Annotated in this window: 15 protein-coding genes; 8 read left to right on the top strand and 7 right to left on the bottom strand. The window is 70.2% G+C overall.

Annotation, left to right across the window (positions count from 1 at the left end):
- Positions 1-37 precede the first annotated feature (37 nt).
- The 6 genes from ACIP5M_RS21675 to ACIP5M_RS21700 all read right to left on the bottom strand — a co-directional run bounded on the left by ACIP5M_RS21675 (position 38) and on the right by ACIP5M_RS21700 (position 5929).
- Complete coding sequence (locus ACIP5M_RS21675) at positions 38-373, bottom strand: hypothetical protein (protein ID WP_401199365.1); 336 nt, start codon at positions 371-373, stop codon at positions 38-40.
- On the bottom strand, positions 370-2265 hold the full coding sequence (locus ACIP5M_RS21680) for an anthranilate synthase family protein (protein ID WP_401199367.1): 1896 nt from the start codon (positions 2263-2265) through the stop codon (positions 370-372). Before ACIP5M_RS21680 ends, ACIP5M_RS21675 begins: the two co-directional genes overlap by 4 nt.
- Positions 2262-2885, bottom strand: a complete 624-nt coding sequence (locus tag ACIP5M_RS21685) for an isochorismatase family protein (RefSeq protein WP_401199369.1) — start codon at positions 2883-2885, stop codon at positions 2262-2264. Before ACIP5M_RS21685 ends, ACIP5M_RS21680 begins: the two co-directional genes overlap by 4 nt.
- Positions 2886-2930: 45 nt before the next feature.
- Positions 2931-4103 carry a 3-deoxy-7-phosphoheptulonate synthase gene (locus ACIP5M_RS21690; RefSeq protein WP_401199371.1) on the bottom strand — a complete coding sequence of 391 codons (1173 nt, stop codon included), beginning with the start codon at positions 4101-4103 and terminating at the stop codon, positions 2931-2933.
- A gap of 65 nt (positions 4104-4168) precedes the next feature.
- Positions 4169-4630, bottom strand: a complete 462-nt coding sequence (locus tag ACIP5M_RS21695) for a PhzA/PhzB family protein (protein WP_401199373.1) — start codon at positions 4628-4630, stop codon at positions 4169-4171.
- A gap of 87 nt (positions 4631-4717) precedes the next feature.
- Positions 4718-5929, bottom strand: a complete 1212-nt coding sequence (locus tag ACIP5M_RS21700; RefSeq protein ID WP_401199375.1) for an acyl-CoA dehydrogenase family protein — start codon at positions 5927-5929, stop codon at positions 4718-4720.
- A 313-nt stretch (positions 5930-6242) separates the two neighbouring features.
- Between ACIP5M_RS21700 and ACIP5M_RS21705 the strand changes: the two genes are divergently transcribed.
- The 8 genes from ACIP5M_RS21705 (at position 6243) to ACIP5M_RS21740 (ending at position 13616) form a co-directional block, all read left to right on the top strand.
- Complete coding sequence (locus tag ACIP5M_RS21705) at positions 6243-6941, top strand: class I SAM-dependent methyltransferase (protein ID WP_401199377.1); 699 nt, start codon at positions 6243-6245, stop codon at positions 6939-6941.
- A gap of 55 nt (positions 6942-6996) precedes the next feature.
- Positions 6997-7875 (top strand): diiron oxygenase, encoded by an 879-nt coding sequence (locus ACIP5M_RS21710; protein ID WP_401199379.1) that lies wholly within the window; start codon positions 6997-6999, stop codon positions 7873-7875.
- Complete coding sequence (locus tag ACIP5M_RS21715; RefSeq protein WP_401199381.1) at positions 7872-8114, top strand: acyl carrier protein; 243 nt, start codon at positions 7872-7874, stop codon at positions 8112-8114. Before ACIP5M_RS21710 ends, ACIP5M_RS21715 begins: the two co-directional genes overlap by 4 nt.
- Positions 8114-8953: a hypothetical protein gene (locus ACIP5M_RS21720; RefSeq protein WP_401199382.1), complete on the top strand. Its 840-nt coding sequence runs from the start codon at positions 8114-8116 to the stop codon at positions 8951-8953. Before ACIP5M_RS21715 ends, ACIP5M_RS21720 begins: the two co-directional genes overlap by 1 nt.
- 51 nt (positions 8954-9004) lie before the next feature.
- Positions 9005-9856, top strand: coding sequence for an alpha/beta fold hydrolase (locus tag ACIP5M_RS21725; RefSeq protein ID WP_401199384.1), 852 nt, complete (start codon positions 9005-9007; stop codon positions 9854-9856).
- On the top strand, positions 9849-10430 hold the full coding sequence (locus ACIP5M_RS21730; protein WP_401199386.1) for a hypothetical protein: 582 nt from the start codon (positions 9849-9851) through the stop codon (positions 10428-10430). The genes ACIP5M_RS21725 and ACIP5M_RS21730 overlap by 8 nt, the downstream gene beginning before the upstream one ends.
- A gap of 175 nt (positions 10431-10605) precedes the next feature.
- Positions 10606-12027 (top strand): FAD-binding oxidoreductase, encoded by a 1422-nt coding sequence (locus tag ACIP5M_RS21735; protein WP_401199387.1) that lies wholly within the window; start codon positions 10606-10608, stop codon positions 12025-12027.
- A 23-nt stretch (positions 12028-12050) separates the two neighbouring features.
- On the top strand, positions 12051-13616 hold the full coding sequence (locus ACIP5M_RS21740) for an MFS transporter (RefSeq protein ID WP_401199389.1): 1566 nt from the start codon (positions 12051-12053) through the stop codon (positions 13614-13616).
- 70 nt (positions 13617-13686) lie between these two features.
- Here the strand turns inward: ACIP5M_RS21740 and ACIP5M_RS21745 are convergent, their stop codons facing one another.
- On the bottom strand, positions 13687-14610 hold the full coding sequence (locus tag ACIP5M_RS21745; protein WP_401199391.1) for a LysR family transcriptional regulator: 924 nt from the start codon (positions 14608-14610) through the stop codon (positions 13687-13689).
- Positions 14611-14635: the final 25 nt, after the last annotated feature.

The following is a 14635-nucleotide window of genomic DNA, read 5'->3' on the forward strand; positions in this document are numbered from 1 at the left end:
CCCTGGTCGTTGGTGCGGAAGGTGGTGCGGACGTGCCTCAGTCGGCGAGTGCGGCGCCGAGACCGTGCAGGGCGGTGAACGCGTGCGCCCCTTCCGCCACGGCCTCGGCCTCGAAGCGCAGGCGGTGGCCGGGCGGGCGGCCGATCAGTTCGGCCGCCCGGTTGGGCGGCAGTGCCTCACCGGCGGGCCGGTCGTCCTCCCACACCATCACCGCGCCCCAGCGGTTGCGCTCGCGGTCCGCGATCCAGAACTTCAGGCGCAGGCCGGGTACTTCGGCCCAGGCGTCCACGGTGCCGTCCCGCAAGTGCTCCCGCAGGGAGTCGATGGTCTGGGGCGCGCCGTCCAGGTCCCACCAGGCGATGTCGACCCTCACCGGCCCAGCACCCCCAGCACCGCCTCGGCGATGAGCCGGGGGCCGTCGACGGTGAGCACCGATTCGGCATGGAACTGCATGGAGGCGAAGTGCGGTCCCCGCAGGGCGTCCACCACCCCGCTCTCCCCGTCCCGGCTCACCTCCACCAGGCCGATGCCCGGCACCTCGCGCTTGTCCTCCGTACTGACGGCCGCATAGGTGTTGTAGAAGCCGACCCGCTCGCGCGTCCCGAAGAGACTGATCTCCCGCTGGACACCCTGGTTGGGCACCGGCAGCCGAACGAGCTCCAACCCCAGGCGCAGGCACAGCAGTTGGTGGCTCAAACAGACCGCGAGGAAGGGCACGCGGCCGGCGAGGAGGGTCTCCAGCGCCGTGTTCACGGAGGCGATCTTGGGGTCGTCGGCCGCCCGGGGATCGCCCGGGCCCGGCCCCATGACGACCAGGTCGAAACCGTCGAAGCCGTAGGGTTCGTCGTAGCGGCGGACCTCGGCGGCGAGGCCGATCGCGGCGAGCTGCTGGACGATCATCGCGGTGAAGGTGTCCTCCGCGTCGACGATCAGCACCTTCCGCCCGGTCAGCCCGGCCACCGCCGAATCGCCGGCCGCGCGCTCCTTCAGCCAGAAGTCCGCGATCCCCGCGTTGCGGCGCTGCAGGGCGGTCCGCACCTCCGGATGTGCGCCGAAACGCCGTGGCCCGCCCGTCTCCAGGGCGCCGAGCAGGACCGCCGCCTTGGCCCGGGTCTCCGCGGCCTCGGAGACGGGGTCCGAGTGCCGTACGAGGGTGGCCCCCACGGCGATCCGGACCCGGCCGGCCTCGTCGATGTCGGCCGTCCGGATCAGGATGGCGGAGTCGAGTGCCCGCTCGCCCGCGGAGTCCCGGCTGATCAGGGCGGCGATCCCGCTGTAGTAGCGCCGGCCCTGGGGCTCGTAGCGGTGGATGACCCGGGCCGCGCTTTCCAGCGGGCTGCCCGTGACGGTCGGGGCGAACAGCGTCTCGTAGAGGATCTCCCGTACGTCGCGGTCCGTCCGCCCCTCGATGAAGTACTCGGTGTGGGCGAGCTGCGCCATCTCCTTCAGGTAGGGGCCGACGACGCGGCCGCCCGCGCCACAGATCCGGGACATCATCTTGAGTTCCTCGTCGAGGACCATGTAGAGCTCGTCGGTCTCCTTGCGGTCCTCCAGGAACTCCGTGATGCCCCGCAGTGTCGGGCCGCCCTCGGGATAGCGGTAGGTGCCGCTGATGGGATTCATCACCGCGGTCCCGCCGTTCACGGAGATGTGCCGCTCGGGGGTGGCGCCGACGAAGGTCTGGCCGTCGACGCTGATGACGAAGGTCCAGTACGCGCCCTGCTCGCGCTCGATCAGCCGGCGGAAGAGCGACAGCGCGGCGTGCGGGGTGTAGTCGCCGATGTCGGCCAGCAGCGTGCGCTTGATCACGAAGTTGGCGCCTTCACCGGTGCCGATCTCGTCGCGGACGACTCGGCGCACGGTCTCGGCGTACTCCTCGTCCGAGACGTCGAAGTGCTGTCCCGACAGGGTGATCGCGCAGTCCGGGACACGGCGCACGACCTCCGACAGCGGCAGGCTCGCCTGCTCCGTCACCGCCAGGGCGAGCAGCGGCGCACCGTCGTCGGGTGCGGCGAACCCGCGCTCGGCGAGCTGCCGGTACGGGACCACGACGAGGACGTCGTGGACCGTGTCCGCGCGGTCGACGGGCCCCGCGGGCAGCGGGACCTGTGCCAGCGAGCCCGGCCTGCTCACCTCGCCGACCAGGACGTCGACGACACCCGGCGTGCCGCTCTCCGGCCGGTACAGCAGCGCGAAGGAGGGCGTCTCCAGGGCCAGGATCCGCTCGAGGAGGTCACGGCGGGCCGTGGGGACCTGCCCGGTCACGCGAACACCTCCTCACCGAGGACGGACATCCCGCACCGCCGTGCCACGTAGTCGACGGCCAGCCGGTGCTCGTCGGCGCTGAAGTCCGCGACGGCGTCGGCCACGAGGAAGGGCTGGATGTCGTGGGTGAACGCGTCGATCGCGGTCGCCAGGATCCCGACGTGCGCGTAGACGCCGCAGATGACCAGCTGGTCGCGGCCCGTCGCCCGCATGCGCTCCAGCAGGTTCGAGCGGAAGAAGGCGCTGTACCGCCACTTGGTCAGCGTCCAGTCCCCCTCCTGGGGGGCGAGTTCGGGCACCACCTCCCGGTCGTCGGGCGCGGTGCGCATGCCGGGCCCCCAGAAATCCCTCAGCAGCCCCCGCTGATCCTCCGTCATGCCGCCCGGCTGCGCGGTGTACGCCACCGGTACGCCGAGGCTCGCGGCCCGCTTGCGCAGCAACGCCGTGTTGTGGACCACCGCGGACCGCAGCGGTTCGGGGACCGGCCGCAGGAAGAAGTGCTGCATGTCGTGGATGACGAGCACGGCACGCTCCGGGCGCAAGGTCCAGTCGGCGGTGTTCTCGGGCAGGCTGCCCCTCGTTGGCAGGGGGTAGGGCGCGATGGCGGGTATGCCGGCCATGGGTCGTCGGTTCCTTCCAGGCGGGAGCGCGGTGGACGGCGGCGTTCAGAGGGAGTCGGACCAGGCCGATACGAGGGCGGCGGCCTGGCGGGGGTTGAGCCGCGGGTCGCAGAAGGTGGTGCGCCGGCCGCCGGCCGAGCCGATTTCGGAGACGTCGGCCACGCATTCGGTGACGTCGTCGGGCGTGGTCTCCAGGTGCAGTCCGCCGGCGACCGCGCCGGTGACGGCCATGACCCGCAGGAAGCCGTGGAGCTCCATGAGCATGCTCTCCACGAGGCGGGTCTTGTTGCCGTCGGGAGCGGTGATCGTGTTCCCGTGCATCGGGTCGCACAGCCAGATCACCGGGTGGCCCGCCGCCCGCACCGCCCTGACGAGCGGCGGGAGGCGGTCGGCGAGGACGTGGGCCCCCATCCGGCTGATGAGGGTCAGGCGGCCGGGATCGCGCCCCGGGTCGAGCTGCTCGCACAGGGCGGTCACTTCGGCCGGGGTGGTACCGGGGCCGATCTTGCAGCCGACCGGGTTGACGACGTCGGCGAGCAGTCGGACGTGTGCCCCGTCCGTCTGCCGCGTCCGCTCGCCGATCCACGGCCAGTGGGCCGAACCGAGCCAGCGGTCGCCGCCGGGGCTCTCGCGGACCATCGGGACCTCGTAGTCCAGCAGCAGGGCCTCGTGGCTGGTCCACACCCTTCTGGTGGGCGGCCGGGCGGCGTCGCGCAGGTTCAGTTCGCGGGTGATGCCGGCCGCCGCCCGGTAGCCGGTGAGCATCCGCCCCGGGTCGGGCCTGCGCCGGTGCGGGTCCGGTTCGGGAGCGTTGACCATGTGGCCACGGAAGACCGGCAGGGTGAGCTCGCCGATCTGCTCGAAGCGCTCCGAGCGAGGCTTGGCGAACTGTCCTGCCATGCGGCCGACCCGGACCACGGGCTTGCCGGCGGCGCCGCCCAGGATGTCCGCCAGCCGGTCGAGCAGCGCCGTCTTCCTGTGGACGTCGGCCCGCGAGGACTCCGCCGGATCCTCGGCGCAGTCCCCTGCCTGGAGTACGAGGGCCTCGCCGGCGGCCGCGCCGGCCAGCAGGGTCCGCAGTTCCCCCACGGCGTCCGCCGTGACCAGGGGCGGGAGGGACGCCAGGGTCTCCCGTACGCGCCGCACCTGCGCGGCGTCTTCCCATTCGGGCTGTTGGAAGGCTTTCAGTTCGTGGAGATTCGGGACGAGCTGCCTCACGATGTCCCCCGCGAGATGAATGGCGGAATGGAGCCGGCGGTTCGCCGGTGCCGGCCGCGGTTCCGTCAGGTCGGAATGCCGGCCCGCTGGACCGTCGGCACGTCGATACCCAGGGCCCGGAACTGCTGGCACGGGTTCATGAATTCACGCTGCCGCTTTATCTTCCCGTTCTCGAACAGGAACGAGTGCAGGAAATGGTTCCGGTAGTGCCCGTCCGGGTATCCGGGGAAAAGGATTTGACCCTCGCCATCGCACTCCACCCAGAACTGGTTGGGGTCCTGGGTGTCGAAGATCTCGACATTCGTCCAGACCCAGTCCGGGAAGCATTTCAGCGACCATACGGCATGGTCGCCCAGTCGGTCACGGCCGGTGATGACGATGGGCTCGCCGGTCTCCGTGGTCCACAGACCGCCGATTCCGTCCTCGGTGAAGAGGAGGTGGCGCCGCAGGCGGTCCTGGCCGCGGGTGTTCATGTACTGCGCCACGACGGCGCGGTTCTGCTCGCGTACCTCGTTGTCATCGGACATGGGAAGTCTCGCCTCCGTGAGGTTCTGCCGAGGATCTGTCAGGGAAAGAGCAAAGGAAGGGGGTGGGGCCGGCGTGGTGGGGGCCGGTCAGACCAGGAGGCTGATGTCGCGCGGGTTCTTGCCGACCAGCGCGCGGCCGTAGACCTGTTCGGGGATGCCCATGCCGAAGCCGGCGTGCCGGCTGCCCACGTTGATGTCGCGCCAGATCCGCTGGAGCGGGTTCGACTCGCTGAAGGCCGACGAACCGTAGACGGTGACCAGCAGGTCGATCGCTTCCCGGCACTGCTGCGCCACGTGGGTGGAGTCCATCCGGCCCCGGGCCCGGGTGGCCAGGTCGGGGTTCTCGCCCGCCCGGGCGTGGCTGTCAACCGTGTCGGCCAGGCGCCGTGCGTGCAGGAGGGCGGTGTCGACCTTGACCGCGGCTGCGGCCAGGTCCAGTTGGGTCGTGGGGGAGTCCGCCTGGTGGGCGTAGGTGGAGCCGGCCACGGGACGCGTGTGGACCTGCTCCCGTACGTATTCCAGTGCCGCCTGCGCGCCGCCGATGAGCGCTCCGATCAGTCCGATCGAGAACACCCCGGTCATGCTGTTGCGGTAGGCGTGGCTCTCGGGAACCAGACCGTCCGTCTCGCCGTTGAGGACGGGCAGGTAGGGCAGCAGGCGGTGCTCGGGGATGAAGATCCGGTCCGCCACCACGGTGTTGCTGCCGGTACCGCGCATACCGGCGAAGTGCCAGGTGTCCTTGATGCTCACGTCGGCCACCGGCATCAGCGCGAAGTACGTCTCGGGCCTGCCCGGTTCGCCGCCGGTCGCGATGAGGGCGCCGACCCACTCCGCGTGCAGCGACCCCGAGGCGTAGCCCCACTCCCCGCTGACCAGGACGCCGCCGTCGGTCTCCTCCACGGAGAACGCCGGCCGCCCCAGGATCTGCGCGGTACGGGCGTCGGCGTCGTCGCCCCAGACCTCGTCCTGGACCCGGTCCGGGAAGAGCGAGACCACGAAGTTTCCGGCATTGAGCACCCCGGTGACCCACGCGGCCGAACAGCAGCCGCGGCCCAGCTCCGTGGCGACGTCCAGCAGGGTACGCACGCCGGTCCCGTGGCCGCCCAGCCGCCGGGGTGTGAGAAGCCTGGTCAGGCCCGCCGCGGTGATCTTCCCGATGACGTCGTCCGAGAGCCGGCGGGTCTGCTCGCTCCCCGGCGAGTCCCTGCGCAGATCGTCCCGCAGCGCGGTCGCCCGGGCCACCAGCTCGTCGTGCAGGACGTCGTCGGGGACAGCGGTGCTGAGAACAGAATTGTTCATTCCCCTTAATTCCTTCCGGCTTGATCGGGGCAAGGGGGCCCGATGAAAGGGATGCTCCGGAGGTTTCCGGCCCGTACTTTCCCGGGCCGACCGGAAGGTTACGTCCTCCTGCCGACCGCAGCCACCCGCGTCGGACCGGTGCACACCGGCCCCGTGCCCCGTCGCGTTCGACTGAGGATTTCCTCAGTCGAACGTCGGCGCCCGGGACGAGACCAAGCGGGCACCGCGGCGCTAACGTGACCCCGCTATCCGTGCATACCTTCTACGTGCCGGTGCCGCGTTCCCGGCATTTCTTCACCGGAGGAGAGTTCGTATGAGCAGCAGCACCGACAAGCCCTATGATTTCGCCGCCGCGGACTTCAACGCCGTCTACCGAGGCGGGGAGCTGCTCGCGGACGCGGAGATCAGCAGTGTTCCGTGGGACATAGGCGAGGCCCAGCCGGGCGTGATTGAATTCGAGACGCTGGGACGCATTCGGGGCGAGGTACTCGACATCGGATGCGGTCTCGGGGACAACGCCGTGTTCCTGGCCGGCCGTGGTTACCGGGTGACGGGCGTCGACGCGGCCTCGGCGGCGATCGAGCAGGCCGCCGAGCGCGCCAAGGGGACGGACATCGAGTTCGCCGTCGCCGATGCCACCAGCCTGGCCGGGTACGAGGGCAGGTTCGACACCGTGCTCGACAGCGCGCTGTTCCACACCTTGGACGCGGAGTCCCGGCGCCGCTACGTCGCCGCCCTGCACCGCGCCACCAAGCCCGGTGCCTGGCTCGACATGCTGTGCTTCGCCGACGTTCCCGGGGGCATGCCCGCGCCGCTGTCGGTCTCCGAGGCGACCGTGCGCGAGGTCCTGGCCGAGGGTGGCTGGGCCGTGACGGACCTGCGCCGGACCGTGTACTGGGGCGTGGCCGCCGCGACGAAGACGTTCCTGGCCAAGGTCGGGTCGAAGGTCGCGATCGACGACAGGGGCCGGACCCAGCTTCCCGTGTGGACGGTCCAGGCCGAGCGGGTCTAGAGAGCCGGCGCGGCCCGTGCTCCCACCGAGTGACTTCTGAAGGAAGGCCCTGCCGATGCCAAAGACGATCAAGCCGCTGACCCTCGAACTCGACCGGCTCGAGGCGATGGCGGAGTCGGACTACTACAACCCGTACACGATCTTCGAGTGGCCCGACGCGCTCGAAGAGGACCGCCCCTGGATGAGCGAGGACCTGGTCACGCTCGCCGGCACCGAGCACTGGGACGCGCTGACGCGTGAACAGCAGCTCGCGCTCACCCGGTTCGAGGCGGTCAACTTCTTCAGCCTCAACATCCACGGCATCCGTGAGCTGCTGAGCGAGGTCGTGCTGCGCATCCACACCAAGACCTACGCGGACGCCTCGGAGTTCCTCCACCACTTCATCGGTGAAGAGAACGAGCACATGTGGTTCTTCGCCGCCTTCTGCCTGCGCTACGGCAAGAAGGTCTACCCGGCCGGTCCGGCCGTCGGCGTCAACCGGATCGAGGGAGTCGGCGAGGCCGCCGGCGAGCTGGTCATCTTCGCCCGCATCCTCATCTTCGAAGAGATCGTCGACTACTTCAACGCGAGGATGGCGACCGATCAGGCCCTGCCGCACATCGCGCGGGAGATCAACAGGGTCCACCACCAGGACGAAAGCCGGCACGTGGCCTTCGGCCGGTACATCTTCACGCAGCTGCTGGAGCAGGTGAAGGAGAACCACCCCGAGGACATTCCCGTCCTCGCCAAGTACCTGGATGCGTACCTCGACTACAGCATCCGGAGTCTGTACAACCCGGCGGTCTACCGCGACGCAGGGCTGGACGATCCGCTCGAACTGCGGCGTCAGCTGCTCGAGCACCCGGCCCGCCGGCTCGCGCACGACCGCATCCTCAACCGTACTCGGAAATTCCTCGAGCGGTCCGGTCTCGGAGTCCAGGGGGCAAAGGCATGAGCGACAAGATCACTGCGGTGCTGGAATTCATCACGACGCGCAATCCCGCTGTGGGCGAGATAGGTCTCGACGACGACCTGATCGACCGCCGGGCGATCGACTCGCTGGCGTTCGTCGAATTCCTCTACCTGCTGGAGGAACTCGGCGGTGAGCCGATCGACCCCGAAGACATCGACGTGGACGACTTCCGGACGCTCCGCAAGATCGACGCGCGCTTCCTCGCGCGCGCTGCGAACTGATGGGGACCGCCACCGGACGGACGGACAGCGGGCTCGGGGTGCTCGGCGCCGACGAACTGCGGCTCATCCGGGCGTTCGACGCGCTGATCCTCTCCTGGGCCGAGCGGCTGCGGGCCGATGAGCGTCGCTACCCGGTGCTGCTGCGGGCGGAGGACCTCGAAGGGATCGACTACTACGAGAACTTCCCGCACCTGGGCCTGGCCGTCGCGACGGCCGACCCGGAGCGGCTCACCGCGCTGCGGGCGGCCACGGACCGGCCGCTCACCGCACTGCCGGCCGAGGTGCTGAACGAGGCACGGCTCGGCCTGCCGTCCGCTGCCTGCTACTCGGTCTACTTCGACCTGCGCGGACAGACCCTGCCCTCCGAGGCCAACCGGTTCACCACGGTGGCCACCTGCTACCGCAACGAGACCCGGTACGAGGGCCTGCGGCGCCTCCTCGGCTTCTCCATGCGGGAGATCGTCTTCGTCGGCGACGGAGACGGCGCGAAGGAGCATCTGTCCGGTGCCAAGGAGCTGGTGCTCGGCCTCGCCGGAAAGCTCGGACTGGACATGAAGACCGAGGTGGCCACCGACCCCTTCTTCGACAGCAACGGCTCACGGGCCAAGATGCAGCTGCTGTTCCCGGTGAAGGAGGAGTTCGTCGTCGACGGCCTGGCCGTCGGTTCGGTGAACTACCACCGCAACTTCTTCGGGGAACGCTGTGAGATCAGCCTCCCGGACGGCGGGCCGGCGCACACCAGCTGCCTCGCCTTCGGGCTGGAGCGCTGGGTGCACATCCTGACCGCCCGCTTCGGGGACCCGAGGTCCGCCACCGAGGCGGTTCTCGAAGCGCAGTGACATCAGCCGGCCCCGTATGCGCCGGCCGGTCTTCCAGCTGGAGATGAACCGATGACAGACACGACCGTCCACGATTCCATCGAGACCGGCACGGTCCGGGTGAACGACGACATCGAAATCGCCTACGAGCGCCGCGGAGACGGCCCCGACATCGTCCTGATCAACAACTTCTTCATGGACCGCAAGTCCTGGCGGTCGTACACCGCGAACCTGGCCGGCGGCGCCCGGCTCCTCTCCTACGACCTGCGCGGTCAGGGCGAGTCGACCCCGCAGACCGGCGAGCCCGTCTGGGAGGACCACGTCACCGACCTGAAGGCGCTGCTGGATTCCCTGGGGATCGAGAAGGCGTTCCTGCTCGGCACCTCCTTCTCCACCCTGATCTGCCGGGACTTCGCGGTGGCGTACCCGGACCGGGTCCACGGCCTGATCTTCGCCGGTCCGGCCATGAGCCCCTACGGTGGCCAGCGCCTGCGCCGCATCACCAAGTCCTGGCTGAAGACGCTGGACACCGGGGGACTGGGGGTCATGTACGACCAGCTCTATCCCCTGGTCTCGGGCGACTACGCGGTGGAGACCGCCGGCCCGACCGGCTTCATCGGCCGCAAGCAGAACTTCCTCGGGATCCACACCCAGGAGTCGCTGCGGGCCGGACTGGCGGTGTCCGTCAAGGCACCGCTCGAACCCGAGCTGCTCACCAAGGTCACGCAGCCCACCCTGCTGTTCGTGGGCGGCGACGACTTCTCCCTCGGGTCCGACGGGGCGGAGCAACTGGCCCGGCTGCTGCCGGACTCGGAAACCGTCACCGTGCCCCGCGGCGGGCACCTCGCCTTCCTGGAAGAACCCGAGTGGTTCCAGAAAGAGGTCGTGGCCTTTGTATCCCGGGTCCTCGGAGCGGATGACTGAGTCCGCCCCGAGCGACGGCCGGCCCGCGGGCATCCTGCTGGAAGTCGCGCGGGTCGACCCACCGTACGGCCCTGCCGAACAGCGCCGTGCCGGCCGTGCCGCGGCCGGCACGGCGCTCCGGCGTGCGGGCTCCGCCGTGCTGACGGTGGGCCGCCGCTGCGACGGAGCTCCGCTGTTCCCCGCCGGGTTCGCCGGCGCGATCACGCACACCCGGTCCTTCGCCATAGCGGCCGTCGCCCCGGGAGCCGGCGGCATCGGGGTGGACCTGGAGACGGACCACCTCGCCCCGGGGCGGGAGCGCTTCCTCCTGGACGACGCCGAGCGGGCACTGCTGTGGCCGGACCGGAGCCGGGAGACGCTGCGCCGCCTGTTCGTCGCGAAGGAGGCCGGATTCAAGGCGCTCTCCGACTGCCGGCAGTCCCACGGCGGTCTCTTCTGGCGGGTCCGCCTCAGCCGGTCCGACGGCCTGCTGTGGGCCCGGGCGGGAACAGAGCGGGCTCTCGTGGTGGAGGGCGGGACCAGGGCGTTCGCCTTCGCGGTCGCCCTGCGGCATCCGACGACCCCTCAGGCATAACCAACGGTTCTGGAACCCACAAAAACCAGGTCTTGGACTTCTGGTGTCCGGTTGGGCGAGCATGCAGGTGCGACACCGTGCGCCCGCCCTCCGACACCATCCCCCGCTGGCGGAGGGCGGGTACCCCCCTCCGCCACCGGGCCCCACGCTGCGCGCCCACCGAGAGGAAACGACCATGGACACCGGGCATGACGTGCCTGACCCCACCGCCGGCGCGGGACCGGAGACCGGGGAACTGGCCGGACGCGTGAGCGGCCCGGTCCTGCTGCCCGGTGACGAGGCGTACGACGGGGAACGCACCGGGTACCAGACCTTCGGCGTCCACCGCCCGGCCCTGGTCGTCGGCGCCACCTGCGCCGAAGACGTACGCGCCGCCGTGGAGTTCGCCGCCGCCCGCGACCTGCCCGTAGCGGTCCAGGCCACCGGGCACAGCCCCGCTCAGACCGCCGAGGGGGGACTGCTGATCACCACCCGCCGGATGACGGACGTACGGATCGACCCCGCGGCCCGCACCGCGCGGTTCGCCGCCGGAGTCACCTCCCGGCAGCTGATCGAGGCAGCCGCCCCACACGGGCTCGCCCCGCTCAACGGGAGCGCCCCGGGCGTCGGAGCCGTCTCCTACATGCTCGGCGGCGGACTCGGCCTGATGGCCCGCCGCCACGGGTACGCCGCCGACCACATCCGCGCCATCGACGCCGTCACCGCCGACGGCCGGCTGCGCCGCGTCACCGCCGACAGCGAACCCGACCTGTTCTGGGCGCTGCGCGGCGGCCGCGGCAGCCTGGGCGTGGTCACCGCCCTCGAAGTGGACCTGTTTCCCGTCGAACGGCTCTACGGCGGCGGCCTCTACTTCGACGGCGGCCTCGCCGAACAGGTCGTGAACGGCTATCTGCGCTGGACCGCCACCGTCCCGGACGAGATGACCTCCTCCATCGCGCTCGTTCCGCTCCCCGACGTCCCGGCACTGCCCCCGCCGCTGCGGGGACGGTACGTGGTGCACGTGCGGGTGGCGTACCTGGGCGACGCCGCGACCGGCGAGCGGCTGGTCGAGCCGCTGCGGGCGCTCGGCCCGGCCCTGGCCGACTCCGTGCGCGAACTGCCGTACGCGGAGTCCGGCACGATCCACAACGACCCGGTCCAGCCGGCCCCGTACATCGGGACCAACGCCATGACCCGCGACCTCGGCGAGGACACCGTCAAGACGGTGCTCGAGCTGACGGGCCCCGGGGCCCCGGTCACCTGCATCGTGGAGATCCGCCACCTCGGCGGCGCCCTGGCCCAGCCTCCGGCGGTGCCCAACGCGGTCGGCAACCGGGACGCGGCGTACATGCTCGCCGTGCTGAACCGGGTGACTCCCGACGACCTCGAGGCCACGCGCGCCGCGCACGCCCGGCTGATCGCAGCCCTGGAACCCGTCACGACCGGGCGCTCCCTGAATTTCCTGTACGGCGAGAACGCCACCGCCGACCAGGTACGCATGGCCTACGACCCCAAGGACTACCTGCGCCTGACGGAAATCAAGGCCGTGTACGACCCCGCGAACCTGTTTCGCCTCACGCACAACATCCCGCCGATCAATGTCCAGAGCATCCGCTAGCTCGGCCGGCAGAAGGAAATGACATGGAAAAGAAGTGGTGGACACTGTTAGCGGTGTGCGGGGGCACTTTCATGCTCCTGCTGGACACGACGATCGTGTACGTCGTGATGCCCCCCATCCAAGAGGATCTGCACGCGAGTTTCGCCGATCTGCAATGGGTCATTGACGGCTACTCACTGGCACTCGCCTCCCTGCTGCTGACCAGCGGAACGCTCGCCGACCGGTTCGGCCGCAAGCGGCTGTACGGCATCGGCGTGGTCGTCTTCACCCTCGGCTCACTGCTCTGCGGACTGGCCCAGTCGCCCCTCATGCTGGTGTTCTCCCGCATCGTGCAGGGCATCGGCGGCTCCGTGATGTTCGCGACCGGCCTGGCCCTGCTGGCGGGCGCGTTCCGCGGCAGGGAACTCGGCACCGCTTTCGGGACCTGGGGCATGGTCACCGGCCTCGCCTCCGCCATCGGCCCGGTCGCGGGTGGTCTGATCACCGCCGGGATCAGCTGGCGGGGCATCTTCCTCATCAACGTGCCGATCGGCATCGCGGTCGCCGCGATCGTGATGCTGCGGGTGGACGAGGCGAAGTCCCCCTTCGCCCGCAAGCTCGACTGGCCCGGATTCATCCTGCTCACCGGTGGTCTGGCCGCGCTCGTCTACGGCCTCATCCAGGCCGGTGAGGCCGGCTGGAGCGACTCGAACGCGCTGACCTTCCTGATCTCCGGCGCAGTCCTGCTGATCGCCTTCCTCGTCGTCGAGTCGAGGGTCGAGCAGCCGATGTTCGACCTCGGACTCTTCCGGATCCCCACGTTCCTCGGCGGGGCCGTCGCGGCATTCGCCATGAACGGCTCGCTCTTCGCGATGTTCCTGTTCCTGGCGATCTACTTCCAGGAAGTGCTCCAGTACTCCTCGCTGGAGACCGGGCTCCGGCTGCTCACCGCCTCGGTGGCGATGCTGCTGGCCTCGAACGTCGCCGGCAGGCTCAGCAGCAAGCTTCCGGCGCGGGCCCTGATCGGCGGCGGCCTCATCGTGGTCGGTGTCGGCCTCCTGCTGATGGGCAACGTGGACGCGGAAACGGGCTGGACCCACTTCATCCCCGGCTTCGTCCTCGGCGGCATCGGCGCCGGCTTCGTCAACCCGCCGCTGGCTTCCACCGCGATGGGCGTGGTCGACATGTCCAGGTCCGGGATGGCCGCCGGTACGAACAGCACCTTCCGCCAGCTCGGCGTCACGGCGAGCGTCGCCGTGCTGGGCTCCATCTTCGCCGCCATCATCGGGGACAAGCTCACCGACGGGCTGCGCGGCACCCCGGAGCTCGCGGGGCGCACTGCCGACCTCACCGCCCAGGTCCGGGGCGGCGACATCGAAGCCGCGGTCGCCTCCACCCCCGAGCGGTTCCACGAGCAGGTCAACGAGCTGGCCGTGTCCGGATTCGTGGACGGCATCAACACCCTGCTGGTGATCGGGGCCGGACTGGCCCTGATCGGCGGTGTGCTGGCCCTGCTGCTGATCCGCGCCAAGGACTTCGTGGCCTACCAGCAGCCCAAGCCCGCTCCGGCGGCGGACTCCCCGGGACAGCCCGTGGCAGCCGAGGGCTGATACGGCGTTCCGTACGGCCGGCCCCGGCTCACCGAGCCGGGGCCGGCCGCGTTGCCCGTACGGGGACCGCTCAGCCGGCGGCCAGGTCGGCCGTGACCGGAACCTGCCGCTTGACAGGCTCGCCGAGGAAGGCCTGGCGGCAGTGGGCCACCAGCTCCAGGAGCGCCGCGCTCTGGCCCGCGTTGTAGACGACGGACAGCACCGCCAGTGTCTGGATATCGTCGATGACGAGCGTCTGCAGACCTTCGTACTGGACCGCCATGGACTCGGAGAGGACGGCGACGCCGAGGCCGCGCTGGGCGAGATGGGCGACCGTGCTGGGCGCACTGGCCTGCAGCGCGATGTTCGGCCTGATTCCCCGGGCCGCGCAGGCCTGGTCGAACACGGCCCGGATACCGGTGCCTTGGGGCAGGCAGACGATCGGGTAGGCGCTGATGTCGTCGAGCGTGACCCGTACGGGCTCGGCCAGGGGATGGCCGAAGGGAACGGCTGCGACCAGGCGTTCACTGGTGATCGGCATGGCTTCCAGGCCCTGCGGCGGCTCGTCGGCCGTACCGATCAGGGCCAGGTCGGCGACACCGCTTCGGATCTGTTCGATGAGCTCGTCGGAGTTGTCCTCCACCAGCGCGATCTCGACTCCCGGATGGGCCCGGTGGAAGGAGGCGAGGGCGTCGAACAGCGGGGTCACCATGCACGCGGTGACCATGCCCACGGTGAGCCGGCCCCGCAGCAGTCCGTTCACCTCCGCGACCGCGTGACGCGCCGCCTCGGCGGCCGCCAGAGCTGCCCGGGCGTGGCCGAGAACCGCCTCTCCTACGGAGGTCAGGCTCGCGCTGCGACCGGATCGATCGATCAAGGTCGCACCCAGGTCGTGTTCCAGCTGGCGGATCTGCGCGCTGATCCCGGGCTGGCTGATTCGCAGCCGTTCCGCGGCCCGGGTGAAGTTGGATTCCTCTGCAACCGCGATGAAATACCTCAACTGCCTGAGCTCCATAGCTGCTCATTATAACGCCGATCAG

This window comes from Streptomyces sp. NPDC088762, from assembly GCF_044750905.1.
In the GTDB taxonomy this organism is placed as follows: Bacteria; Actinomycetota; Actinomycetes; order Streptomycetales; family Streptomycetaceae; genus Streptomyces.